Below are 25170 nucleotides of genomic sequence, written 5' to 3' on the forward strand. Positions count from 1 at the left end.
TTATATCTTCCGATAGTCCTTTTCCTGCTCAGCAGGCAGGATAATCTGTACCACAGTCCCTTTGCCCGCCTTGCTGTAGATTTTTAAATCCCCATCCTCGTACATGGATTTAATTCTCTGGTAAATATTTCCCAGCCCAATGCCCACCCTGGCAGTCCGGTGTCCCTTAAGGGCATCCATAAGCCGCTCCAGGGTCCCGTCATCCATACCCACACCAGTGTCTGCCAGGGAAATGACTATCTTATCCTCCTGTTTCCAGATTCTTAAAAATATCCTTCCCCCTTCCTCCTTCCTGGCTATACCGTGTATGATTGCATTTTCCACAAGGGGCTGAAGGGTAAAGGCCGGAATCATGGTTTCGCTGCCGTCCACCTCCAGCCGGAAGTCATGGCTGATACGGCTGCCAAAGCGCATCTGCTGTATGTACATATAGTCCTGCACCACCTTAAGCTCCTGGTCCAGAGGCACAATCTGCTCTGAAGTCTTAAGGTTATAGCGGAAAAGATTCCCCAGGCTGGATATCATCCGCTCCGTGGTCTGGGCTTCCTCCAGTTTGGCCATGCAGGAAATCATATTCAGGGTATTAAACAGGAAATGGGGATTAATCTGGCTCTTAAGCAGCTCCAGGCGGGCCGCATCCAGACGCTTTTCCATCTCAATACGCTCCACCTCCTCCTTGTGAAGACGCTCCGCCATCTCATTTTTCTCCTTCAGGGTATTGATATACCCCTCTGTGGCATGTTTCATTTTATTAAATGCATGGACCAGCTCTCCCATCTCATCCCGGTTATCCACCACCAGGTCCTCGCCTCCGAAATCATTTCTGGCAATTTCCCTGGAGCTGTGGGCCAGCTTTACCATAGGAACAATCAGGGTTTTGGACAAAATCCTGGTCAGGCAGATGACTGTAATAATCATCAGTACAGAACAGGCCATTATCATATAGGGAAGGTCATAGAGAAGAGGCACCTTTTCCTGGTAACTGCGCTTCCCCTCCTTCAGGGTGGACTGCATCAGCCTTCTGGCATAGGTCTGCAGATAGTTCTGCATTCCATATACCCGGTACAGCTGCTCCACGAATCCGTCATCCGACTGGTCCATGTGAAGTACCTGGTCCCGGAAGGACTGGTAGCTCTCATATCCATTCTTAATATTCCACGTTCTGGCATACCGCTCCGGTCCAATGACATCATAGTCAAAGGGAAGGGCCTCTATGCTGTTCTCTGACTTAAAGCATGCCAGCCTGTATTGTTTTGCATTCTCCCAGGTCCGCTCCCTTACATAGAGTTCAAAGGCATCCGCTTCCTGCTCCATGGACTCCTGTACATCATAGCAGAGGGAATTGTCATTGAGTATCACGTTAAAACTGTCCAGGGAAAAATTCATGACCAGCATATTAAAAGCAATGGACAGACCCATTACCAGAATGACAATAACGGAAAATGCACCCAGTTTCTTTTTCAATGAGATTGAAAGCCACTGATTTTTAATATAAGAAAACATACCCCACCCCAATCGCACCAAAATGCATCTGAAATCTGCTTTTTTCAGACTGTTTATACGGCTTGTACCCTTTGTAACCGTATCATATGCCCTTGCCGCCCATCCCTCCGGGGATACACAGGGTCCGGCCAATGTCTTTCGACATTATACCATATAATAACAGGGAGCGCAAAGCCCCCGGCCTTGCGCTCCATTTATTCCCAATTGCCTATTCTGTTTCGGTGCCATCCGGCTTTGCAGCCTCTTTCCCCGGTGCTGTCCGGCCCTGTTTCTTCCTGGCTGCGGAGGGCTTCTTCCGCTCCCCTCCCTGGTCTTTCGTTGCAGAGGCTGCCCGCTTCGGTGCTGTCTTGGATGTGCTTATCTGCTCCTGCTTCGTCCTGGACGTGCCTATCTGCTTCTGCTCTTCCTTAGCCGTGCCTATCTGCTTCTGCTGCTTCTTGGACGTGCCTATCTGCTTCTGCTCTTCCTTGGCCGTGCCTATCTGCTCCTGCTTCTTCTTAGACGTGCCTATCTGCTCCTGCTTCGTCCTGGACGTGCCTATCTGCTTCTGCGCTTCCTTGGACGTGCCTATCTGCTTCTGTTCTTCCTTGGACGTGCCTATCTGCCCCTGCTTCGTCCTGGACGTGCCTATCTGCTTCTGCGCTTCCTTGGACGTACCTATCTGCTTCTGCTCTTCCTTGGTCGTGCCTATCTGCTTCTGCTCTTCCTTGGTCGTGCTTATCTGCTTCTGCTCTTCCTTGGACGTACTTATCTGTTTCTGGACCGCCTTGGATGTGGCAATCCGTTTCTGGCCTTCTTTTGCAGCTGCAGTGCTCCCTGTTTCCTGAGTCCCGGCACCTGCCTCATTAACCGCCGCCCCGGCCTCAGCCGTACCGGCCTTATCTGTTCCGGCAGCAGCTGTACCGGCCACAACTGTTTCAGCCACAACTGCTTCCGTTTCTGCCTGTTCCCTTTTACCGGCGCTCTTCTTCACCCCGGCCTTCTTGTCAGCAGCCTTTTTAACCCCAGGCTTTTTCTCCGCCGCCTTTTTTACCGGCGGCTTCTTCGGGTCCGGTTTCACCGTATCTTCCACCTGCGTGCATGTATAAATGCTGACGCTCATAGGCGGTATATAGACTTCAATGGAATCATCCTTCTCATCCCATTCCAGCTTCTTAGATGTCTTAACCCGTCCGTTTATCCTGCCTTCCCCGCCAAAATCCCTGGCATCGGTATTGAATATCTCCTTATACTTGCCGTGGAAGGGAACTCCCACGCGGAACTTCTCATGCTCTATATTATCAAAATTACAGATGAAGAGAAGAGTCTCCTCATTCTTCCTGCTCCTGCGCAGGAATATAATCATACTCTCATTTTGATAGCTGCAGTTAATCCACTCAAAGCCATCCGGGTCATAATCCATCTCATACAGGGCCGGGTGCTCACAATACAGCTTATTAAGCACCTTTACATAATTCTGCATATTCTTGTGGACAGGTTCTTCCAGCAGCTCCCACTGCAGGGAGGCGCCCTCATTCCACTCGTTCACCTGGGCGTATTCCTGGCCCATGAACAGCAGCTTCTTTCCTGGATGGCCCATCATGAAGGCATATGCGGCCCTCAGGTTCTCCGCCTTCTTTTCCAGGGTTCCGCCCGGCATTTTTCCAATCATGGAACCCTTGCCGTGTACCACCTCATCATGCGAGAACACCAGCACAAAATCCTCGCTGTAGGCGTACAGCATGGAGAACGTCAGCTCCCCGTAGTTATTCTTCCTGAAAAATGGGTCGCATCTCATGTAGTTGGTAAAGTCATTCATCCAGCCCATGTTCCACTTATAGTCAAAGCCCAGGCCCCCCTCTTTGGGGTCGCCTGTAATCATGGGCCACGCCGTGGACTCCTCCGCAATGATGACCACGCCGTCCTTGCGGCCCTTAAACACGGAATTAAGATGCTTCAGGAATTCCATTGCCTCCAGGTTCTCATTGCCCCCATAGAGGTTGGGAACCCATTCGCCGTCATTCTTCCCATAGTCCAGATAGAGCATGGAAGCAACTGCGTCCATCCTGATTCCGTCTGCATGGTACTTGTCCGCCCAGAACAGTGCGTTGGCAATCAGGAAATTGGTCACGCCGGGACGTCCGTAATTGTAAATCAGAGTTCCCCAATGGGGATGGGAACCCTTTCTGGGGTCCATGTGCTCATAGACGCAGGTGCCGTCAAATGCGGCCATGCCATATGCATCCCTGGGAAAATGGGCCGGTACCCAGTCCAGTATGACGCCGATTCCCTGACCATGCATATAATCCATAAAATACATGAAATCCTCAGGAGCGCCATAGCGGCTGGTAGGGGCGTAATATCCGGTGACCTGATAGCCCCAGGATTCATCCAGGGGATGCTCCATCACAGGCATAAGCTCCACATGGGTATATCCCATGTCCTTTACGTATTCCGCCAGCCTTGCCGCCAGCTCGCGGTAATTATAGAATTCCGAACCCGTCAGGTCCTGTCCGTTTTCATCCCTGGCGGTTTCCCTGCGGAGCCAGGAACCCAGATGAACCTCGTATATGTTCATGGGCTTGTCCTTTGTATCTGTCTTTGCCCTCTGAGCCATCCATGACCTGTCGTTCCATTTGTATTTACCGATATCCCACACAATAGATGCATTGTTGGGACGCAGCTCCGCATAATTGGCATAGGGGTCTGCCTTCAGCATGGGCTCCCCTGCCTTTGTCTTTATCTCGTACTTATAGATTTCACCCTCATACAGACCGGGAATAAACAGCTCAAACACACTGCCGTCCCCTTCTCCCAGACGGCGCATCTGATGGCGCCTTCCATCCCACAGGTTGAAATCCCCCACCACGCTGACACGCATGGCGCATGGCGCCCACACGGAAAAGTATACGCCGGATACACCGTCGATGGTCATGGGATGGGCCCCCATCTTCTCGTAAATTGTGTAGTGGATGCCCGCTGCAAACTTCTTTAAATCCTCTTCCCGGTACTGGGGAGCAAATGAATAGGGGTCATAGAGTTCCTCCGTCACCCCGTTGTCATACGTAACCACCAGGGTGTAGGGTGTTATGCTCTTGCGTGGTATCAGCGCTGCAAAAAAACCAGCCTCATCTGCCAGCTCCATGGGAAACTTCTTCCCGGTTGTGGAAATCTTTACACTGATTTCAGCTGCAGTGGGTATCAGCGCCTGAATCAGAAGTCCCTCCTCTGTCAGATGGGGTCCCAGCATGGCATGGGGATTGGATGACTCAGAATATACCAGTTCTTCAATCCCTGCCCAATCCATCAAATCATATAATTTCTGTTCCATATTATTGCCCCCTTGTAAGTTTATTCATTCTTCGGTCTGATATCAGCACGGCTGCCGTATGTCCGACTCCTAAAGGGTGTTTGCCCTGTCAGCAATATTCTGTCTGAAATTAACCACATCATGCTCGTATTCTTCATCCATAAGGGGAGAAGTAATCATGAAATCCGCGCTGGCCTTGTTGTTCGCAATGGGAATGTCGTAGACCTGGGCGATTCTCAACAAAGCCTTAACGTCCGGGTCGTGGGGCTGTGCCGTCAGCGGGTCGGAAAAGAAAATCACAAAATCAATCTTCCCCTCCACAATCTTGGCCCCTATCTGCTGGTCGCCGCCCAGGGGACCGCTGTTGTACCCCTTCACAGGCAGGTTGGTGGCATCCGTAATCATGCGGGCCGTTGTGCCGGTGCCGCACAGGAAATGCCTGGACAGTATATCCTTATGCTCCCCGCACCACTGTATCAGTTCCCTCTTTTTCTGGTCGTGGGCAATAAGGGCAATGTTCTTCTGTTTTCGTATGGTCATTGGTAAATAATCCATTTTCATCTGTCTCCTTTCAGTCCGTCACTTTGTTCGCAATGGTTCCTATCCCTTCTATGGTGCACTCCACCACATCCCCGGGAGCCAGGAATTTGGGCGGGTCAAAGCCCATGCCCACACCTGCCGGAGTACCTGTGGCAATGATGGTTCCGGGCTGCAGTGTCATGCCCTGGGACAGTTCGCTTACAATGTGGCTGATATCAAATATGAGCAGTTCCGTATTGCTGTCCTGGCGAAGCTCACCGTTCACCCTGGACTGTACCTGTACCTTGGGCGGATAAGACAATTCATCCACGGTCGCAATGCATGGGCCCATGGGCAGAAAGCCGTCCAGCCCCTTGCCGAAATACCACTGCTTATGCCGTGTCTGCAGGGTCCTGGCGCTTACATCATTGATAATGGTATATCCGAATATATAGTCCTTTACATCTTCCTCCCTGACATGGGATGCCTCACGGCCGATGATAACTGCCAGCTCTGCCTCGTAATCCAAATCCGCCACAATATCCCTGTGGCTGGGAATGCCTGCGCCGGGGTCCGTGGCCCGGTTCACCCGCTTGGAAAAATAGATGGCATAGGGTCTTTCCCCGTTAAATGCTTCCTTCTTAAATCTGGCTGACTCCTCTGCATGAGCCATGTAATTGATTCCCAGGCAGATAACATCCTGCCGAGGATGGGGAATGGGCGCCAAAAGCCTTACCTCCCCAATCGGGGCAGCTCCCCTGATTTTATATGGGTCCTGGCCGGACGCATACTCCAGCAGCTGCTTCTCCGAATCACTGATGTTCTCTATCAGCTCCTGCATGGTCTTATAATCCATATCCAGGGAAGCAAGGGGATAGACCCAGCTTCCGTCCCTGCTGATGACTCCAAGTCCGGATTTGTGTTCGATTTCATATGTAACTAGTCTCATAATGCCCTCCTGCTCATACCATTACGTGTATCTCATGTTTACTCTACCACATTTTTCCGAATTTTTCTACGATTTTGCCATTATTTCAGAAATCGCCCTTCCCCTGACAGAAGACGTACTGTCTAGTAAATGGACTCCCGGAGAATCTTATGTATCTGGATTACCAGGGTGGGCAGAAAGGCTGCCGCTGCCAGGGTGGTGAGCTGGCTCAGGCTTAAATCGGCGGCCGCGAACATGATTTGCAGGCCCGGCACAAAGAGCACGGCAGCCAGCAGGACCACTCCCAGCTGAAACGCCATAACACTGTACAGGTTGCTTCCCAGCCCCAGACGTATGATGGAATGGCTGCTGCGGCAGTTAAATCCGTGGAACAGGCGGGCCAGGGTAAGGGTGGAAAATGCCATGGTGCAGGCCCTTCCGGCGCCGCCCTCATGAAGCCCGGTGGTATAGGCCCACATGGTGGCTGCTGCAATCAGGGCTCCCTGGACCAGGATATCCCGTATAAAGGAAGCGGTGAGGATACCCTCTTTTGGGTTTCTGGGCGGCTCCTTTAACAGTCCCTCCTCCGGCGGCTCCATACCTATGGCAATGGCCGGAAGGGAATCCGTTATAAGGTTGATGAACAGCAGGTGCACCGGTTTAAAGGGCAGCGGCAGGGACAGCAGGGATGTATATAGTACGCAGAGTATTCCGGCCATGTTTCCGGACAAGAGGAACTGGATGGAATTCTTTATGTTCCTGTATACATTCCTGCCGTTGGACACTGCCTTTATAATGGTGGCAAAGTTGTCGTCCGCCAGTATCATGGATGCCGCGTCCTTGGATACCTCAGTTCCCGTGATTCCCATAGCCACGCCGATGTCGGCCTTCTTAAGGGCCGGGGCGTCATTGACGCCGTCCCCTGTCATGGCCACGATGTGCCCCCGGTTCTGCCATGCCTTTACAATGCGTATCTTGTGCTCCGGCGACACCCTGGCATAGACCGAGATATGCTCCAGGCTCCGGTTTAAATCCTCCTCTTCCATGCGGTCCAGCTCCGCCCCTGTCACCGCCATGTTTCCGGGCGTAAAGATGCCGATTCGCTCCGCTATGGACATGGCAGTTACCTTGTGGTCCCCTGTAATCATCACAGGACGGATGCCTGCCTGCCTGGCGCTGGCCACTGCCTGGCGTGACTCCGGCCTGGGCGGGTCCATCATGGCGGTCAGGCCCAGAAACACCAGGTTATCCTCCAGCCTGCCTGACAGGGATGAACGGTCCTGGCTGTTTCCCGCCTTTGTCCCTGCAAAGCCGGAATTGCCCCGCTCCTTTCCCTCATCATTCAAAGGGCGGCATGCAAAGGCCAGTACCCTGAGCCCTCTGGCAGACCAGCGGCTGTTCTGGTCCAGTATTCTCTGGCGGTCTGACGAGGATAAGGTACGGCTTGGTACGGCTGCCCCGTTCAATCCGGCTTCCCCGGCCAATCCGGCTGTCCCGGCCTTCCGGCTGGTTTCCATGGCGGCCGGATTGGCCAGGCGGGTGCATTTTTTAAGCAGCACATCCACGGCGCCCTTGACAAAGACAACATCGCATCCCTCTATCTCGTTTACAGTGGTCATGAGCTTGCGGCGGGAGTCAAAGGGAATTTCTCCTTTTCTCGGGCTTTGGAGCCGTACCTGCTCCGGGATAAGCCCCGCCTCCCTGGCCATGTTAAAGAGCGCAGTCTCCATGGGGTCCCCGTCCTGGCCGGACGCATTGTTATTTAAGACAGCCCCCATGAGAAGGAGCCTGACATCGCTCCGTCCCCTTGCATGTTCCAGCCAGTCCGGCGGCTGCTCCGTATGGTTGACGTACACATGCTCCACATCCATGCGGTTCTGGGTCAGGGTCCCCGTCTTATCGGAACAGATAACAGAAACACATCCCAGACTCTCCACTGCCTTCAGGTCTTTTATGATGGCCTGCTCCTTGGCCATCTTCTGGGTGCCCATGGCCTGGACAATGGTGACAATGGAACTCAATGCCTCGGGTATGGCCGCCACTGCCAGGGCCACTGCAAACATCAGGGCATCCAGCACCGGCTCCCTGCGGTACAGGCTGAGCAGAAACACCAGGCCGCATATGGCAATGATGGCAATGGCCAGGTGGCCGGAAAACCGGTCCAGGCTCACCTGAAGGGGGGTCTTTTGTTCCTTGGTGTCGTTCATCAGGACAGCTATCTTTCCGATTTCCGTGTTCATACCAGTGGCTGTCACCACTGCCACGGCACGGCCTGAGGTCACCAGGGAGCCGGAAAATACCATGTTGGTCCTGTCGGCCAGTGCCACGGCCCCATCCTTTGCCCTCACTGCCCCGGTGTGCTTCTCCACTCCCAGGGACTCCCCTGTAAGGGAGCTTTCATTGACGGTCAGCCCGTACACTTCCAGCAGCCGCCCGTCTGCAGCCACCATATCCCCCGTCTCCAGAAGCAGGATATCCCCCGGCACTACCAGGGCAGACGGTATGGTCATGCTGCGCCCGTCCCGCAGCACCCTGGCTTCAGGCGAGGAAAGGCGTTTTAAGCTGTCCAGGGATTTTTCCGCCTTCTGATGCTGGACAGTTCCCAGCACTGCATTTAGCAGCAGAACTGCAAATATAACCATGGCGCTCTCCGGGTCCCCTGTAAGCATGGACACGGCTGCCGCTCCAATGAGAATGATGACCAGCAGGTCCTTAAACTGCGCAAGGAATACCTGCCACCACTGGAGCCGCCCGGTCTCCTCCAATACATTCTCACCATATTCCTTAAGACGCTGCTCCGCTTCCCCGCTGTCTATTCCCTGCCTGCCGGAGTCCAGTCCGGCCAGCACATCTGCCTCCGGCTGTTCAAACCAATCTGCCATCTGTCTCTCCCCTCTTCCCAGATTCATGTACTTTATGGAACTGTCCGCCGCTGCATGAACAGATATAAAAATGCTCCCGGAAGCGCATACACACGCTGGTTCCGGGAGCACTCCATAAGAGTACCCACTCTAAATCTATGAATCGAAAAGAATCATTATGACCCGCCGGTACCCGGCCGGGTGAGAAAGCTTCGCAGGCAGTCACCGTAATCAGTCCCTTTTGCCGAACATCATACCGAACGCCACTTTATAGCCTTCTTCCAGGGAATCTATCTCCACATATTCCTCCCTGGTATGGGCGCCTGCGCCACGGAAGCTCCCCACGCAGACACTGGGAATTCCCATGGACAGAGGAATGTTGCAGTCCGTGGAACCGGCGCTGTGCTCCGGCTCCTGTCCGGTTATCTCCGCCACCACTCTGTGGGCCCGGTCTGTCAGGGCCTGTTTCCGTTCCCTGTCAACCTCCCCCTCGCAGGGTCTGACCCCCATAACCTCAACGGACACATCCAATCCCTCTGCCTTTGCCTGGTCCACTGCCTCCTGGAACCGCTGTTCCATATATTCCAGGTTCTCTTTCCGGTCGGAACGGAACTCATACAGCATCTCAGCCTCCTGGGCAATGGTGTTGACCGAGGTCCCTCCGGATATCGTGCCTGCATTATAGGTGGTCTTCCCGCCCTCCGGCAGCCGGATACCATACAGCTTTACCACCAGGGATGCCAGGCCGGCAATGGCATTCTCATTTCCAAAGTCATTGTAGGAATGGCCGCCCCGGGTGCGTACCCTTATCCGGAACCGCCTGGACCCCACCGCCCTGTCCACGATGCTGGAAAGGGTGCTGTCAAAGGTGCAGAAGCTCTCCATCCGGTCCCCGTAGTCACGGCAGATATTCCGCACTCCCTTCAGGTTTCCCAGCCCCTCCTCCCCTGCATTGCACACCAGCAGAAGTCCAGGGGCATCCCCGCCTCGGATTTCCCTCCAGCCAGGGGTATCCACATGTTCTGCTATATATTTTCCTGCCAGCAAAAGGCATACCAGACATGCTGTGTCGTCCCCCGCGCCGGGGCAGCAGATGCGTCCGTCCTCCACCCTGAGGGGAAGTTCCGTTTCATCGGGAAATACCACATCCATATGGGCCATGAATACCTCCACCGGCCCATCCTGCCTTACATCCGCCGGGTATACCACATTGAGGGCCTGGTCCACATATACGCCCCTGGCGCCCTGGGCCTTAAGCCAGTCCGAACAGAATTCCGCCCGCCTTTCCTCATGGTTGGAGGGCGCCGGTATCCTGGCCAGCTCCAGAAGCAGGTTGTATGCCTCCTGTCTGTGGTTCTCTATATACTGTATCATTTCCTCTGTCAGTATCATCTGCCTCTTCTTCCTTTCCGGCTGCTTTTCCTGCTGTCCTTGCCCTGGAGGGCTTCTTCCCAGCCGGAACCGCCTTTCCCATCAGCACCACAATGGTCCTTGCCATAATCATCGTGGACTTCTGGTTCTCCAGAACAGGTTCGCTGCCCCGGTCATACATGCCGTTCACCTGGTCCTCGTCCGTATTAAAGGCAGTGTGCCATTTATAGTCCTTCGGCAGATTGGGCAGGGCGAACTCATGGGGCTCCCAGTGCATGTTAAAGGCCACGTAGAAGTAGTCGTCCTCCCTTCCGTCCGGCTTCCTGCCGTATTTCCCGCAGTATAGGATGCCCAGCTGGCGGCAGAAGCGGTCAAACATGGGGCACCAGGTCTTAAGGCCGTGGTAGGACACGTCCGGCAGTCCCACGGAACGGTAATCCATCAGGGCCGGCTCCTTGTCCATGTGGAACACGGAGTGCTCCTTTCTGAACTGAATCACGTGCTTTACAAATTCATGGATACTGCTGTTGGACTTTAACAGCGTCCAGTTAAGCCATGATATATCGTTGTCCTGGCAGTAGGAGTTGTTATTTCCCTTTTTGGTCCGGCCAAACTCATCCCCCATCATGAGAAGGGGCGTTCCCTGGCTTAAAAACAGCATGAGCAGGGCATTGCGTATCTGTTTCCTGCGCATCTGCATAATCCGTTTCTTCCTGCAGGGGCCTTCCACGCCGCAGTTCCAGGACTGGTTATAGTCTGTCCCGTCCCGGTTATCCTCACCGTTGGCCTCATTGTGCTTTGTGTCATAGGATACCATGTCCATCATGGTAAAGCCATTTGTATTGGCCATGTAATTGATGACGCCCACCTGCTCCGGATTCCGCCGGATGTGGTACGCCAGCCGGTTAAGCTGGTCCTCATCCCCCTTTAACAGGCTGCGCATATCCATCATAAAACCGTCGTTATACTCTGCCAGATGCTTTGTCCGCCCCGGCTCCACTCCGTCCCAGCCAGGGGCAAACAGTTTAAGCCTGCTGAGATAGGGGTCCTCCCCCAGAAGCTTAACCGGCGCATACCCCACCAGACGGATGCCGTCCACATGGTATTCCTGTGCCCAGAAACGGACCACATCCAGCACATAGGATGGTGCTTCCTTTCCATCGAAGAAAAGCTCCAGGACCAGTTCCAGTCCAGCCCTGTGCAGGGCCTTAACCATATCCTTGAACTCCCGGTCAGGCTGTCTCACCGGTCCGCTGCTGTAGGAGCATTTAGGCGCAAAATAATATCCGCCGGTATATCCCCAGTAATTGAGCCTGCCGTCCGGCTTTTCAGCTGCAAAGGGGCTTCCGTCCACACGCTCCGGTATGATTAGCTCCTCAAACTCCACCGGAGGCATCATCTCCAGGGTAGTGATTCCCAGGTCCTTCAGATAAGGAATCTTGTCCGCCACTCCCTTAAAGGTTCCGCGGCTGGCCCCTTCCACACCGGAGGAGACATGTTTGGTAAATCCCCTGGGATGGATGTGGTAAATCACACACTGGTCATAGGGAATGCATGGAAGGACGTCGTCCTCCCAGTCATACGCTCCCCCCTCTTCATCCAGAGGCGTGCGCACCGGTTTATCCAGGCGTTCCAGGCTTCCCCAGCGCTCCATCCCGGTAAACTGCCTTCCGTAAGGGTCCGGCACCAGCTGTCCGTCCGCCTCGTACACATATTCCAGGCCGGAAAAATCTCCCAGCACAGTCATGCTCCACACATCGCCGGTCCTGGAATGTTCCGGAAAAACGATTCTTTCCCTGGGGCTTTTCGCCCCTTTCCTATATAAAATAACGGCACAGGCCTCTCCCTTAGAGGAGAAGGAAAAATGCACCCCTCCAGAGACAGCAGTCACTCCCATCGCATATATTCTTCCATCATTCCTGTCTATCTGGAATCCCTTCTTCATCTCTGTTACCGCCTTTCCTAAGACAATAAATCTCTAAATACAAATTTAAATATGATAAGAAAAGTATATAGTTAGTTGGATACTTTGTCAATAAATCAACACTTTTTGCCAGCAATCGTCATCCTATTCCAAACAAAAAGAACTGGTTTCAGAAAAATACAATTTCTCTGATAACCAGTTCCCGGACCTACTTCTGGGCCTCTATCTGCTCCACCAGCTCATTGAGATACATCCAGCGCTCCATCTTTTCCTCCAGCTGTGCTTCCCTGGCGGACTTTTCCTCCATCAGCTCATTCAGCCTGGTATAGTTGGTGGCGGATTTTCCAATCTCCTGTTCCAAATCCTCTATGGACTGCTCCAGGTCTGCAATATCCGTCTCAATGGTCTCCCATTCACGCTGTTCCTTGAAGGAAAGCTTGCGCTTCTTTTCAGCGCCTGCCGCCTGTTTCCAGTTATTCCGGTTTACAGACAGGCTGTCCCCGCTTTTATCACTGTCAGCGCCTTTTCCGCCATTCTGGCTTCCCGCCTCCTGGGGATGTCTGGCGGCCCAGGCCATCTGGTAATCCGTGAACCCTCCCTCGTACTGGCTCACCTTTCCCTGACCCTCAAAGGCAAAGATACGGTTCACCACGCGGTCCAGAAAATACCGGTCATGGGACACGGCTATGACAATGCCCGGAAATGTATCCAGATAGTCCTCCAGTATGGTCAGTGTCTGTATGTCCAGGTCATTGGTGGGCTCGTCCAGCAAAATCACATTGGGCGCTTCCATGAGGATGCGCAGCAGGTAGAGCCTGCGCCTCTCCCCGCCTGACAGGCGGCCTATGGTGGTATACTGCATACCGGACGGGAACAGGAACCGCTCCAGCATCTGGCTGGCGCTGATGCTGCCGTCCTTTGTCTTTATATACTCCGCAGCATTCTTAATATAATCAATGACCTTAAGACTTTCATCCATGGCCTCGTTTTCCTGGGAAAAATAACCCATCTTCACGGTCTGTCCAATCTGGATGGTGCCCGAATCCGGCTCCACCCAGCCTGCCAGCATTTTCATCAGGGTAGACTTCCCGCTTCCGTTGGGTCCAATGATGCCCACACGGTCATTTTTCAGGAAGATATAGGTGAAATCCTTCATCAACACCTTGTCTGCGTATGCCTTGCAAAGGTCCTTCACCTCCACCGTGGTCCTGCCCAAACGGCTGGCTATGGATTCCAGCTCCACGTTGCGGTCATACTCAGGTCCCTTCTGGTCCCGCAGCTCCTCATAGCGCTGTATATGAGCCTTCTGTTTGGTGGAACGGGCCCTGGCCCCCCGCTGCATCCAGGCAATCTCATTGCGCAGGATGGTCTGGCGTTTGCGCTCTGTTGCCTCAGCCATTTCCAGGCGTTCCGCTTTCAGGGACAGGAAGCCCTCATAATTTGCCTGATAGCTGTAAAGCTTTCCCTTATCCAGCTCCACAATGCGGCCCACCACGCTGTCCAGAAAGTACCGGTCATGGGTAATCATCAGCAGGGCGCCCCGGAAGGATTTCAGATATTCCTCCAGCCAGTCAGCCATGCCGCTGTCCAGATGGTTGGTCGGCTCGTCCAGAATCAGCAGGTCAGCCGTACTCATAAGCACACTGGCCAGAGCCACCCTTTTTCTCTGGCCCCCCGACAGGGTGGAGGTCAGGGCATCGTGGTCCATGATACCCAGCTTGTTAAGCATGCTCTTGGCCGTGGCCTGCATTTCGTCAGGGGAACTGTAATGGGACCCGTCTGCATTTTCCCGCATAACGCTTTCCAGCACCGTATCTCCCTCTGCAAATTCCGGAATCTGGGACAGATAGCGTATGTAGAGGCTGCGCCCCCTTACCACGCTTCCGCTGTCCGGCTCTTCCAGACCAGCCACAATCTTAAGGAGCGTGGACTTGCCTGTGCCGTTGACGCCAATCAGTCCAATCTTCTCCCCCTCGTTGATGGAGAAGGAGGTGTCGTCAAACAGCAGCCTCTCCGTATATGATTTTGTCAAATGTTCAATGGTAACCAGATTCATCGTCTTTTCCTCTTATTCAATCACCAGCTCCACCGGACAATGGTCTGAACCCATGACCGTACTGTGGATGGATGCGCTTACCAGCCTGTCCTTAAGGCTTTCTGATACACAAAAATAGTCAATACGCCACCCGGCATTCTTGGCCCTGGCGCTGAAACGGTAGGACCACCAGGAGTATATTCCCTCCAAATCCGGATAGAAATAGCGGAAGGTATCCACAAAGCCGGCTGCCAGAAGGTCTGTGAACTTTCCCCTCTCCTCATCGGTGAAACCTGCATTTTTCCTGTTTGTCTTAGGATTCTTAAGGTCAATCTCCCTGTGGGCCACATTCAGGTCCCCGCAGAATATCACGGGCTTGCTCTCCTCCAGTTTTTTAAGGTATGTCCTGAAATCATCCTCCCATTTCATCCTGTAATCCAGTCTTGCCAGACCGTCCTGGGAATTAGGGGTATAGCAGGTGACCACATAATACGCAGGAAACTCTGCCGTAATCACCCGGCCCTCTGTGTCGTGTTCCTCCATGCCGATGCCATAGGACACGGACAGGGGTTCTTCCTTTGTAAACATGGCTGTGCCGGAATATCCCTTTTTTCTGGCATAGTTCCAGTACTGGTGATAGCCGGGCAGGTCCAGGTCAATCTGGCCCTCCTGAAGCTTGCTTTCCTGTATACAGAATACATCTGCGTCCGCTTCCCTGAAAAAATCCAGGAAGCCCTTACCCACACAGGCCCTGAGGCCGTTCACATTCCACGAAATCAACTTTGTCATTTTTTATGGCTCCTCTCCGGAACATGCTCCGGTTATGACTTTCCCGGTACGTCCCTGTCTTATATTTCAATGACTGCTTACTCCGGATATACCAGCCTGGATTCCGGGAATTCGTCCACATGGTACAACACATCCAGGTACTTTTTGGCCAGGAATCTGGCCATACCCAGATTCATATCCAGATAATTGCCGCAGTCCTTTGGGGATGCCCCCGGCACCTCACCGTCAAAATCACGGATGAACTCATACATTTCCACCATCAGGGGCAGGATATCCCCTGACTCATGGTCCCCTGCCAGCAGCAGATAGAACCCGGTCCTGCATCCCATGGGTCCGAAATAGATGCATTTTTTCCCAAAGGTCCCGTGATTCCTTAAAAAGGTTGCCCCCAGATGCTCGATGGTATGCATTTCCGCCGTATTCATCACCGGCTCCTGGTTGGGCGAGGTCATCCGCAGGTCAAAGGTGGTCACAACCGCGCCCTCCACCTGGTCTTTCCTGGATACATAGACCCCTGGCTGCAGCTTATTGTGGTCAATGGTAAAACTGGTGATTTTTTCCATGTCTTTTCTCCTCTCAATCCATTCCATAATATCCGTTCAGGAATTTGGCACATGCCTCGTCCTTGTAATTGTAAAAATAACAGTAAGGGCCGTTCCATCTTGTGTAAAAATACTGTCCAATGGTGCTCACATCTCCCTTTTCATTGGAGACAAGCTCCTTCACCGGTTTCCCGTCCCGGCAGATGATGTACCGGGACCGGTACGAATCCTGGTCCGTGATGCAGATGTATGCTGTGCCGCCTCCCACCTGGACCACATAGCGGTAGGGCAGCTCATCCTCTGTCTTTCCCTCTGTGTCGTAATCCAGCAGATGGTTTCCATATACGTCATAGTAGTGTTCCAGATTTCCCTGCCTCATCAGGATAACCGGAAGCCCGCTGTCTGAGTAATATCTGGTTTCCACATCCTCCCCGGTTATGCCGTACATCTGAAGAAGGTCCTGGTGGTCCTCCCTAAAGGACTCCTCCAGCCGGTATGCTTTCTCCCATGTGTCATCCCCGGACCAGTCCACCCACCGGTTCTCTGCAATGGAATAATGCCCGTATTTCCCTGTCAGGGTATCCATGGCCGGGATGACTGTTTCCCTGCTGCACTCCAGGTAAGGAGACACGCTGCTGCCCTCCACATGGCTGATAAACTGAAGCAGGCGCATGCTGGAGTCGAACACGCCGATTCCCGCCTCACCGTAAAGGGCAGGCCCGGAGGCCAGAATCACATAGCCCTCAGGAAGTGGCACAGAGCCCTCAAATGCCTCATCCAAACCAGTCAGCTCCCCTGGCAGTTCCTTTTCCCCTTTTCCAACGCCCACATACCCCAGGCCGTTAATCAGGGACTGTCCATCCTCAGTGGTAAGCCACTCAAAGAGCTGGTATGCCTTTGAATCCTTTGGCTCATCAGCCCGGACAGCAGCGTAAAAATCGTTGACAAAGGGATAGCTTTTGTCCCGGATGGTATCGCTGTCCGGCATCACGCCGTCCACTGCCATAAAGGCCAGCTCCGGTTTCCGGTACATATTCCTGGCATAGTAGTACACCGAATATCCCAGGGCGTCCCCGGTTCCGTCATAGGCCGATACTTTCTCAATCAGCTCCCCCATATCCCCGGACACCAGCTCCTTTGGCGCGTCTGCCATGGCGGTTCCCTTCATGACCAGCTTCTCCATCAGGTTCTGGCTGCCGGAATCCCCGGTCCTCTGGAATGCCTGAATGGCTCTGTTCCTGCCGCCCACATCCTTCCAGTTGCGGATGGCGCCGGAATAGATGTCCGCTATCTGTCTGCCGGTAAGGGACTTAACCGGATTGGAACGGTTGGCCAGGAATACCAGGGCGTCCCTGCCGATTGGCTTCATAAGGATTTCCCTGCCGGACTCCTGCATTGCCTTTTCCACCTGCTCCCCCGGTTCATAGGCAATCACCAGGTCGGCTTTTCCGTACCACCCCCCATCCCCCTGAATCAGGGACAGCCACGCACCTGTGGTCTTATGGTGGTTCACCGCTGCCTCCGCCTCCATGGCCGTGGCTCCCGTGGTCATGCGGTACAGGGCATGCATAAGGGGCAGGGCAGCCGTGGAGCCGTCTATCACCGGGAAATCCTCCACCCCGATTCTGGGCGCAGTGCAGACACTCCGTCCTTCCTCCAGCTGCTTAATGATTTTAAGATTGTCCCGCTCATTCCGGTTCAGCACACTGCTGTCAAAGGCATCCGGCTCCACCGATGGTTCGTACCAGGATTTCTTCCGGAAATACCGGTTCAGGTCCTCGCTCTTAAACCATCTTCCATGCCTTGCATAAATCTCATTCCTGGCTATCCTCAGTTCCTCCGCAGTCAGCCCGGCCAGTTCCCCGGCCGTGTACGCGTGTTCCGCTCCATGGGGAAGAATGTAGTCATCTCCCAGCTTTCCTGCCTTATAAGGGCTGTCCTCTCCCTCCCCCGGCACGGACTCTGTATCCTCCTGTCCGGCATTATCTCCTGTCTGCCCGGACTTATCTCCTGTCTGTCCGGCCTTGTCTCCGGCCTGTCCGGCCTGCTGTGCCGGACGGTCTGCGGCAGCGCCCCCTGCCTGCTCCAGCCGGTTGTTCCCTGCCGCGCACCCTGACAGGGCCAGGGCCAGACAGGCTGCCAGTGCCTGGATATATGCTTTTCTCAACGGTTCATCCCCTTTCGGAATCCCAGCCTCTACTGAAAAGGGGCAGGATTCATCCATCCTGCCGCCCTGTCACTGCCACTATATTAATCGTCTGCCTCTTCACTTTCAGTCAATGTGAAGGTAAATCTCTTACGAGCCATCTCATCACTTTCAAGGTACTCATCGTAGGTGGTAATCTTATCTACCAGCTTGCCGTTGATGATTTCCATGATGCGGTTTGCAGTGGTCTGCACAATCTGGTGGTCACGGGAGGAGAAAATCATCACGCCCGGGAACTTAATCATACCGCGGTTCAGCGCGTCAATGGACTCCATGTCCAGATGGTCCGTCGGCTCATCCAGCATCAGCACATTGGCCCCTGATATCATCATCTTGGACAGCATACAGCGCACCTTCTCGCCCCCGGAAAGGACCTTCACCTTCTTCACGCCGTCCTCCCCGGCAAACAGCATACGTCCCAGGAAGCCGCGGACATAGGTTACGTCCTTCTCAGGCGAATACTGGGTCAGCCACTCCACGATGGTATCATCGTTGTCAAACTCGGCGCTGTTGTCCTTGGGGAAGTAGGCCTGGGAGGTGGTAAGCCCCCACTTATAGCTTCCCTCATCCGGCTCCATCTCGCCGGACAGAATCTTAAAGAGCACGGTCTTGGCCCGCTCATTTGGTCCCACCAGGGCCACCTTGTCCTCGCGGCCCAGGATGAAGGAGATATCGTCCAGTATCTTCTCGCCGTCAATGGTCTTGCTTAAGTGCTCCACGGTAAGGACCTCGTTGCCAATCTCGCGGAAAGGACGGAAATCAATGTATGGATACTTACGGCTGGAAGGACGGATGTCGTCCAGTTCAATCTTCTCCAGGGCGCGCTTACGGGAAGTAGCCTGCTTGGACTTGGAAGCATTGGCGGAGAAGCGCTGGATGAATTCCTGCAGTTCCTTAATCTTCTCTTCCTTCTTGCGGTTGGCTTCCTTCATCTGCTTGACAATCAGCTGGCTGGACTCCACCCAGAAGTCATAGTTTCCTGCATACAGCTGGATTTTGCCATAGTCAATGTCCGCTATCTGGGTGCAGACCTTATTCAGGAAATAACGGTCATGGGATACCACGATAACCGTGTTCTCAAAGTTAATCAAAAACTCCTCCAGCCACGCAATGGCGTCCAAATCCAGGTGGTTGGTAGGCTCATCCAGAAGCAGGATGTCCGGGTTGCCGAACAGGGCCTGGGCCAGCAGCACCTTTACCTTCTGGGCGCCCAGAAGCGAGGCCATCTGCACATAGTGCAGGTCCGGCTCAATGCCAAGTCCGTTTAACAGGCTTTCAGCATCCGACTCTGCCTCCCATCCGTTCATGTTGGCGAATTCACCCTCTAACTCAGCGGCCTTGATGCCGTCCTCGTCCGTGAAGTCCTCCTTCATGTAGATGGCTTCCTTTTCCTTCATTATCTCATACAGCCTCTTGTTGCCCATGATAACCGTATCCAGAACCGTGTACTGGTCATACTTAAAGTGGTCCTGCTGCAGGAAGGACAGCCTCTGTCCGGGGGTGATGATGACATCGCCGCTGGTAGGCTCCAGCTGGCCTGACAGGATTTTAAGGAATGTGGACTTTCCGGCGCCGTTCGCACCGATAAGTCCATAGCAGTTGCCCTCGGTGAATTTGATATTCACATCCTCAAACAATGCCTTCTTGCCCACGCGAAGGGATATGTTGCTTGTACTAATCATGTTCGTTACCTTTCTCTTAATCTGTTCTGTTATTATACTCAAGGGCCTGTTTGAAAATCCGCTGCCGCCATCTGACGGAAAGCCATTTTCAAACACACCCTAGTAAAAGAGGGGTCATATACGGCCCCTCTCACGCTGTTTACTCAATATCAGATTGTACAGGGAAAATACTTATTTTGCAAGGGTTTTTCACAAAATTGTGGCCTCAGTCCTTCTATTTTGTACCTTTAATCTCCACCGGGTAGTTCACTCCCTGGGAATTCACATAGGTCACGGTTACCTTATCCCCGCTGTCGCCTGCCAGGGCCCCGTCCTCTATGGGGCAGTTATCCTTTAAAAAGCTTAACTCCTGGCCGTCGTCTGTCTTCATGGTAAAGCTGCTCATGGCGTTGGCCGTGGTCGTGCCTTTCTCCGTAAGGATGCTCCATTCCTCCTGCTCCGGAAGGGCCACCACCAGGGTCACATCCTCCAGCCTGCCCAGAGGCTCTCCTATATACGCAACGGCAATCTGTACATCCTCCTCAATCTCCACTTCCACATCCCGGATATCTGACTGCCTGATATCATAATCTCTGCCGTCGTCCGCCTGAAGGGTGAACACAGAGCCGTCCTCCGTCACCTTTGTGACGGTTCCCTGAAGCATATGGTATACTTCCTTTGCCTCAGCCGCCTGCTCCGTGGTTTCCAGGACCTGGGCCGTTGTCTCCGGCGCCTTGGCGGTTTCCCCAGCCGAAGCCTGGCTGGCGGCTGTCTCCGATGTCTCCACCGCCGGTTTCCTGGCGCAGCCGGTTCCCAGTACCATGGCCGCTGCCAGTGCAGCCGCCGCTATAATCAATGAATGTCTCTTCATATTGCAATTCCTCCCATCTTATATCAGATTACCTATGAAGCTTACCATCATATCCTGTTAATTTCAATAAAGATTCCCTTAATTTTAAACGCGCCCCAATCTCCATGCCCAGGATACCCGGCATATGCCGCAGATACAGCAGCCGGAGCAGGCGTCCGGCCTTAGGTGACAGTTCCATGGCAGTCCCTTCCTTTTTTCTATAAGTATGGGCTGAATCCGCAAAAATAAGCATCTGCCCAAGGACAAATGCTTATTTTAAAACATCACTATGGTATTTCTGCAAATCACTGCGCTGCTGACCAGCCAGGCTGTAAATCAGCCGCACCACTCCCTGATAACGCCTGCCAGAAAGCCTCTGGGCAGGATAACCGGCTTTCCGGTGAGCTGCTCCATTTTCTGTTTCATTTCTTTGTTATAGCCAATGCAGTCCAGCACAATGAAATCAGGGTCGGCGTTTCTCATGTCCATGGCTGCCTGCTCCAGGCTGCAGTCCCTGTCGTATGGGTTGCACACGGTCACTGCCACATGCTTCATGACAGGGGACCACTTCCCCATGCACAGTTCCTTCTGCTTCTCATCCGGCGTCACGATTCCCACCCTGCCCCGGACTGAAAAGCAGGGAAACACAGTCTCCATCAGCCGGAAAGGGTAAATGACCGGAATCCCTCCCGACCCCAGCCGTGGAAAGGGACCGGTACACAGCAGTACCGCAAGTCCCGCTCCCTGCTCCTCCAGCCGGCTGATTCTCTCCTCCAAAAGCGGCAGCAGCTTTTTCTCATCCATAGTAACCCATGAACCGTCCCTCAGCCTTGACACCAGTACGTTTTCACAGCCCTGTTCCGGGCCCAGGGCCTCTATCTCCGCCCGGTCCAGCCCATCCAGGGCGCCTGCCTCCAGAATTTGGACATCCCGGCCCAGTATCTCTCTTATCTCAGGCACCACATCCGTGCGCGGCGACTGACCGATGGTAATAAACCCGATTTTCCCCACCGCCGTCACCGCCCCATTGTCTGGATATGGGCCATGGAGCCGTATTTTTCAATCAGCATCCGGTACTCATCCTCATCGTAGAAACGGCATTTACCCTTGCCAAATGCCTTTGCTGTCTCCAGTGCAAACCTGGCTGCCTCCTCCACATCATTCAGATGGGTGGCCCCTGTGGCACAGCCCGGCACCATGCTCTCACTGGTAATTGCAACCCCCACCACCGGGGCCCTGGTTGCCGTGGACGGCTGCAGTACGCTGTTCAGGTGGTACAGTGAATTCCCATACGGCGTGATATCCTGTATGGTAATGGGGAAGGTATAGGGCAGTTCCCCTGTGGTCATCTGCATGATATCCAGCAAATCGTCGCTGATGCGCAGGATGTACCCTTCCTTTACCGTGGGTGATATGGCAAACCCCCTGTGGTTGATGATTCTGTTTCCCTTGGTAGTGTCCACGGAAAGGATGGCATCCATATCCCCGTCCACCTCCGCCTCATTCATCACAGCCATGTCCACCGGGGAGCCCATGAAGGGCACCGGCTCATGGGGCATGGTGGGAGCGGACGGGCAGATGTGGGTGGCCACAATCACATCCCCATCCAGCTCATCCCCGTTGCGTTTCATGGTAAACAGTTTGGACGCAACCGCCAGCACTGCCAGGGCCCCGTCCCCATCGGAGACAAAACCAGTGGCATCCGGCCTGGCGCCCAGTCCGCCCAGGCGCCCCAGTATTCCCAGAGTGGGGGCTGCGCCGCCCGAAGTCTTTCCATACCGTCCCGGAATCCTGATTTTCACGAAATCAGTGGCATGTCCCTGCTGGGACATGGTGCGCACTTCCACCTGATTGGCGCCAAACTGTTCAAAGTATGTCTTTATGGCCTTTCCGGAAACAAAGCTGCTGTCCAGTATATCGTATAATTCTAAAATTGGTCGCATTAACATCCTTGTAAGCCCTCTCTCTATTTTTTCGTCCTCAGGCACTCAAAATATGTGCAGACGCTTTCTGCCAGCACCGGGTCAATAACAGGAATCCCGCATTTTCTCATGAGCAGGTCCGAAATACCGATGGTGCTCATTCCTGTGCAGGAAAGGGCGATGGAGGAGGCGCCCGCAGCCCTTAACTCCAGCGCCTTCCTGATTACACTCTCCCTCCCCTTATCCGTCATCAAATCAAGGGTGCCGTTCACTCCCTCCGGCGTTCCCAGGTTAATCAGCCTGTCTCCAAATATTCTGGCATACGGCTCCGGCGCATAGTCCGTGATACCCAGTATGCCCGGATGCGCCCCGTACCGTCCGGCCATGGCTGCCACGGAGCTGCCTGCCCCGATGACCGGAATATCCAGTTCCTCTCTCAGTTCCTCCACAGCCGGGTCGTCGGCACAGCTGACTACAACGGCGTCCGCATCCTCAAACGCCCTGGCTGCTTTTATGATTTTCGGCACTGCCTGCACCTTTAATTCCAGGCTGTGTATTCCCTCTGGCTGGTCCGGGATGCAGACCGTAAAGGTTTTAAGCGCCGGTACATACTGCTCCATCAGCCTGCCGTGGATTTCCGCCTGGGCCTGGTCCGGGAGAGTAATGACGCGGATGACTCCCACCCGGAATGTCTGATTCATATCCATCACTCCTGTCCCAGATAATCCGTAATGGCCCCGATATACACCTTGGCCGCATTGACCACATCCTGTACGTCCACTGTCTCATTGTAGGCATGGACCCCCTCCAGGTTGGCAGGTCCGTACTGCAGCGTGGGGATTCCGGCGTAGCGGAAAAATCTGGCGTCGCTGCTGGCCCACTGGTAGGTCCTGTTCAGCGGTTCCTTCCACACGTCCTCCACGTTCCTGGCAACCGCCTCCACGATTTGTGCATTCTGGGGCGTACTGTTGGGTTCGGACTTCCATCCGAAATCATAGGTCACGCCATCTGCGCCCGCTTCCCGGATAATCAGGTCCACCGCATCCTCCACCATGGCGGTGGTGACGCCCAGAGGAATCCGGATATCCACCTCCGCCTCAGCATGGTCCGGGACCATGTTGACCTTTGTGCCGCCGTTTATTTTTCCGATATTGACCGTACAATGGTTCAGCACATGGCGCGCCCCCTTTGCCTCCAGCAGCCGCTCCGCCATTGCCCTGGATTCCTCCATGACCCTTGCTGTCTCCTCATCGTACCTGGGAACAATATCCCTGATTTTTTCCATACGCTCCAGGACCCGCATCAGCTTTACGATGGCATTGTCGCCCACAAAGGGTGAAAGACTTCCATGGGCCGGGGTCCCGCTTACGGACAGCTTAATCCAGCAGCTACCCTTCTGGCCGATTTCACAGTTAAAATACCCGGTGGGCTCTGCAATCAGGCAGGCATCCCCTTTTACGGTTCCGCTCTCCACCAGCCACTTGCTGCCCCAGGCCCCGCTGACCTCCTCATCCGGAACAACGGTCAGTACAATCTGTCCGCCCAGGTCAACCTTTTCGTCCGACAGGATTCCCATGACAAAGAGCAGCCCCCCAAGACCTGTCTTCATATCAGATGTACCCCGTCCCAGTATCTTCCCGTCCCGTATCTCACCGCAGAACGGGTCAAAATCCCACTTGTCCGGATTTCCCGGAGGCACTACGTCGCAGTGCCCGTTCAGGACCAGCACCCTTCCTTCCGGATTACCCATCTTTGCCACAATATTGGGCGTATCCGGCGTGGGACGGATGATTTCCCAGGAAATTCCATGCTTTTCAAGATAATCGCAGATAAAGCGTACGATTTCCTCCACCTCTCCCGGCGGGTTCACGCTGGGAATCTGAATCATGCGGCAGCATAAATCCAGCAGCTCCTCTTTCCTCTCCTCCACCAGTTCCTTTAGCCTTTTGTTATCCATGGTTCTGTGCTCCCTTCTCCCTATTTCGTCTTCTTTCCTGTCTTCCATCCGAACAATCCGGGAAATGCCTTAATCAGGGCTGCAAAGATTACAAACTGGAATACGGAATACAGCACTGCATACCAGGCCAGGGTAAATGGCCATGTGGGATAGAATGGGTACAGCTTCAGCAGATACGCATTTCCCGCTGTGAACATGGGCTGCTCAACAAAGAACTGAAGCAGGAAAGTCAGAATGCCAAACACCAGCCAGCGTTTTTTAGGGTCCTCTATTTTAAGAATCACAAACTTCCAGATAAAGGCCCAGTAAATACCTTTTATGGGCTGGGCCCAGATATCCACAATGGGTGTGCCTGATGGAATTCCCCTTGCAATGCCCACAATGGCTCCCACCACCGGTCCGCCTGCCATACCGGCCAGGCAGGGCATCAGCGCGCCTGGGTCCATGACAAGCGGCGGCACCAGGGGTACCGAAATGCCCAGGGCACGGAAGGCAAATGCTGCGCCTCCGAATGCCGCGGCAATGCCAATCTGATTTGATGTCAGGAACGGTTTTCTCTCTTTTACGTCCAGTCTTTTTTCTTCCGCCATATTACCATCCTCCTGTCTTTCCTTATTTCTTCTTTGTAAGTTTGTAAGCAAAAATCCCCAGCAGCACCAATATCACCACCAGCGCCACCCAGTTCCAGGGATACAGCCCGTCCAGCAGCTTGGCCCCCTTCTGGTAAAATACGCGGAACAGAATGAAGAATACAAATAGTGCAACCAACCCCAGCAAACCCAGCTTCGTCTTTTTGTCCATACTCATTACCTC

The 25170-nt window shown here is 53.9% G+C and carries 20 protein-coding genes; all 20 read right to left on the bottom strand.

What is annotated here, in order from left to right; translation table 11 throughout:
- The gene (locus tag I2H39_RS24590; RefSeq protein WP_138306287.1) at positions 1-1503 is read right to left on the bottom strand and encodes a sensor histidine kinase; all 1503 of its coding nucleotides are present in this window, start codon (positions 1501-1503) and stop codon (positions 1-3) included.
- 208 nt (positions 1504-1711) lie between these two features.
- Positions 1712-4813, bottom strand: a complete 3102-nt coding sequence (glgB, locus tag I2H39_RS24595; protein ID WP_195627744.1) for a 1,4-alpha-glucan branching protein GlgB — start codon at positions 4811-4813, stop codon at positions 1712-1714.
- 69 nt (positions 4814-4882) lie between these two features.
- Positions 4883-5347, bottom strand: a complete 465-nt coding sequence (locus tag I2H39_RS24600) for a methylglyoxal synthase (RefSeq protein ID WP_138306285.1) — start codon at positions 5345-5347, stop codon at positions 4883-4885.
- A 16-nt stretch (positions 5348-5363) separates the two neighbouring features.
- Positions 5364-6260: a fumarylacetoacetate hydrolase family protein gene (locus tag I2H39_RS24605; RefSeq protein ID WP_138306284.1), complete on the bottom strand. Its 897-nt coding sequence runs from the start codon at positions 6258-6260 to the stop codon at positions 5364-5366.
- A gap of 122 nt (positions 6261-6382) precedes the next feature.
- Complete coding sequence (locus tag I2H39_RS24610) at positions 6383-9121, bottom strand: cation-translocating P-type ATPase (protein ID WP_195627745.1); 2739 nt, start codon at positions 9119-9121, stop codon at positions 6383-6385.
- A gap of 210 nt (positions 9122-9331) precedes the next feature.
- Complete coding sequence (locus I2H39_RS24615) at positions 9332-10492, bottom strand: M20/M25/M40 family metallo-hydrolase (protein ID WP_330641117.1); 1161 nt, start codon at positions 10490-10492, stop codon at positions 9332-9334.
- On the bottom strand, positions 10389-12416 hold the full coding sequence (locus I2H39_RS24620) for an alpha-amylase (RefSeq protein WP_195627746.1): 2028 nt from the start codon (positions 12414-12416) through the stop codon (positions 10389-10391). The genes I2H39_RS24615 and I2H39_RS24620 overlap by 104 nt, the downstream gene beginning before the upstream one ends.
- Positions 12417-12603: 187 nt before the next feature.
- Positions 12604-14451 carry an ABC-F family ATP-binding cassette domain-containing protein gene (locus I2H39_RS24625; RefSeq protein WP_195627747.1) on the bottom strand — a complete coding sequence of 616 codons (1848 nt, stop codon included), beginning with the start codon at positions 14449-14451 and terminating at the stop codon, positions 12604-12606.
- 12 nt (positions 14452-14463) lie between these two features.
- A complete protein-coding gene (locus I2H39_RS24630; RefSeq protein ID WP_138306280.1) occupies positions 14464-15219 on the bottom strand; it encodes an exodeoxyribonuclease III in 756 nt (251 codons plus the stop codon).
- 77 nt (positions 15220-15296) lie between these two features.
- A complete protein-coding gene (locus tag I2H39_RS24635) occupies positions 15297-15782 on the bottom strand; it encodes an S-ribosylhomocysteine lyase (protein ID WP_195627748.1) in 486 nt (161 codons plus the stop codon).
- Positions 15783-15795: 13 nt separating this feature from the next.
- A complete protein-coding gene (locus I2H39_RS24640) occupies positions 15796-17928 on the bottom strand; it encodes a YARHG domain-containing protein (protein WP_227147394.1) in 2133 nt (710 codons plus the stop codon).
- Positions 17929-18011: 83 nt separating this feature from the next.
- Positions 18012-19649: an ATP-binding cassette domain-containing protein gene (locus tag I2H39_RS24645; protein WP_138306277.1), complete on the bottom strand. Its 1638-nt coding sequence runs from the start codon at positions 19647-19649 to the stop codon at positions 18012-18014.
- 214 nt (positions 19650-19863) lie between these two features.
- Complete coding sequence (locus I2H39_RS24650; RefSeq protein ID WP_138306276.1) at positions 19864-20499, bottom strand: hypothetical protein; 636 nt, start codon at positions 20497-20499, stop codon at positions 19864-19866.
- A gap of 28 nt (positions 20500-20527) precedes the next feature.
- On the bottom strand, positions 20528-20677 hold the full coding sequence (locus tag I2H39_RS24655) for a hypothetical protein (protein ID WP_171042534.1): 150 nt from the start codon (positions 20675-20677) through the stop codon (positions 20528-20530).
- 137 nt (positions 20678-20814) lie between these two features.
- Complete coding sequence (locus I2H39_RS24660) at positions 20815-21489, bottom strand: AroM family protein (RefSeq protein ID WP_171042533.1); 675 nt, start codon at positions 21487-21489, stop codon at positions 20815-20817.
- A 5-nt stretch (positions 21490-21494) separates the two neighbouring features.
- Entirely contained in the window at positions 21495-22427 is a 933-nt protein-coding gene (locus I2H39_RS24665) for a DUF1177 domain-containing protein (protein WP_138306274.1), read from the bottom strand.
- A gap of 17 nt (positions 22428-22444) precedes the next feature.
- On the bottom strand, positions 22445-23101 hold the full coding sequence (locus I2H39_RS24670) for an aspartate/glutamate racemase family protein (protein ID WP_138306273.1): 657 nt from the start codon (positions 23099-23101) through the stop codon (positions 22445-22447).
- Positions 23102-23106: 5 nt separating this feature from the next.
- Complete coding sequence (locus tag I2H39_RS24675; RefSeq protein ID WP_171042532.1) at positions 23107-24357, bottom strand: ArgE/DapE family deacylase; 1251 nt, start codon at positions 24355-24357, stop codon at positions 23107-23109.
- A gap of 20 nt (positions 24358-24377) precedes the next feature.
- Positions 24378-24947 (bottom strand): hypothetical protein, encoded by a 570-nt coding sequence (locus I2H39_RS24680; protein WP_138306271.1) that lies wholly within the window; start codon positions 24945-24947, stop codon positions 24378-24380.
- A 22-nt stretch (positions 24948-24969) separates the two neighbouring features.
- Entirely contained in the window at positions 24970-25158 is a 189-nt protein-coding gene (locus tag I2H39_RS24685; RefSeq protein WP_021892764.1) for a hypothetical protein, read from the bottom strand.
- Positions 25159-25170: the final 12 nt, after the last annotated feature.

The organism is Clostridium sp. 1001283B150225_161107_B6, from assembly GCF_015556325.1.
Lineage (GTDB): Bacteria > Bacillota > Clostridia > Lachnospirales > Lachnospiraceae > Enterocloster.

Coding starts and splice junctions, on each gene's coding strand:
- I2H39_RS24650 (WP_138306276.1), bottom strand. CDS start 20,499: ATGAAGAGACATTCATTGATTATAGCGGCGGCTGCACTGGCAGCGGCC.
- I2H39_RS24620 (WP_195627746.1), bottom strand. CDS start 12,416: ATGAAGAAGGGATTCCAGATAGACAGGAATGATGGAAGAATATATGCG.
- I2H39_RS24610 (WP_195627745.1), bottom strand. CDS start 9,121: ATGGCAGATTGGTTTGAACAGCCGGAGGCAGATGTGCTGGCCGGACTG.
- I2H39_RS24685 (WP_021892764.1), bottom strand. CDS start 25,158: ATGGACAAAAAGACGAAGCTGGGTTTGCTGGGGTTGGTTGCACTATTT.
- I2H39_RS24675 (WP_171042532.1), bottom strand. CDS start 24,357: ATGGATAACAAAAGGCTAAAGGAACTGGTGGAGGAGAGGAAAGAGGAG.
- I2H39_RS24670 (WP_138306273.1), bottom strand. CDS start 23,101: ATGAATCAGACATTCCGGGTGGGAGTCATCCGCGTCATTACTCTCCCG.
- I2H39_RS24605 (WP_138306284.1), bottom strand. CDS start 6,260: ATGAGACTAGTTACATATGAAATCGAACACAAATCCGGACTTGGAGTC.
- I2H39_RS24665 (WP_138306274.1), bottom strand. CDS start 22,427: ATGTTAATGCGACCAATTTTAGAATTATACGATATACTGGACAGCAGC.
- I2H39_RS24635 (WP_195627748.1), bottom strand. CDS start 15,782: ATGGAAAAAATCACCAGTTTTACCATTGACCACAATAAGCTGCAGCCA.
- I2H39_RS24625 (WP_195627747.1), bottom strand. CDS start 14,451: ATGAATCTGGTTACCATTGAACATTTGACAAAATCATATACGGAGAGG.
- I2H39_RS24600 (WP_138306285.1), bottom strand. CDS start 5,347: ATGGATTATTTACCAATGACCATACGAAAACAGAAGAACATTGCCCTT.
- I2H39_RS24645 (WP_138306277.1), bottom strand. CDS start 19,649: ATGATTAGTACAAGCAACATATCCCTTCGCGTGGGCAAGAAGGCATTG.
- glgB (WP_195627744.1), bottom strand. CDS start 4,813: ATGGAACAGAAATTATATGATTTGATGGATTGGGCAGGGATTGAAGAA.
- I2H39_RS24590 (WP_138306287.1), bottom strand. CDS start 1,503: ATGTTTTCTTATATTAAAAATCAGTGGCTTTCAATCTCATTGAAAAAG.
- I2H39_RS24680 (WP_138306271.1), bottom strand. CDS start 24,947: ATGGCGGAAGAAAAAAGACTGGACGTAAAAGAGAGAAAACCGTTCCTG.
- I2H39_RS24655 (WP_171042534.1), bottom strand. CDS start 20,677: ATGGAACTGTCACCTAAGGCCGGACGCCTGCTCCGGCTGCTGTATCTG.
- I2H39_RS24615 (WP_330641117.1), bottom strand. CDS start 10,492: ATGATACTGACAGAGGAAATGATACAGTATATAGAGAACCACAGACAG.
- I2H39_RS24630 (WP_138306280.1), bottom strand. CDS start 15,219: ATGACAAAGTTGATTTCGTGGAATGTGAACGGCCTCAGGGCCTGTGTG.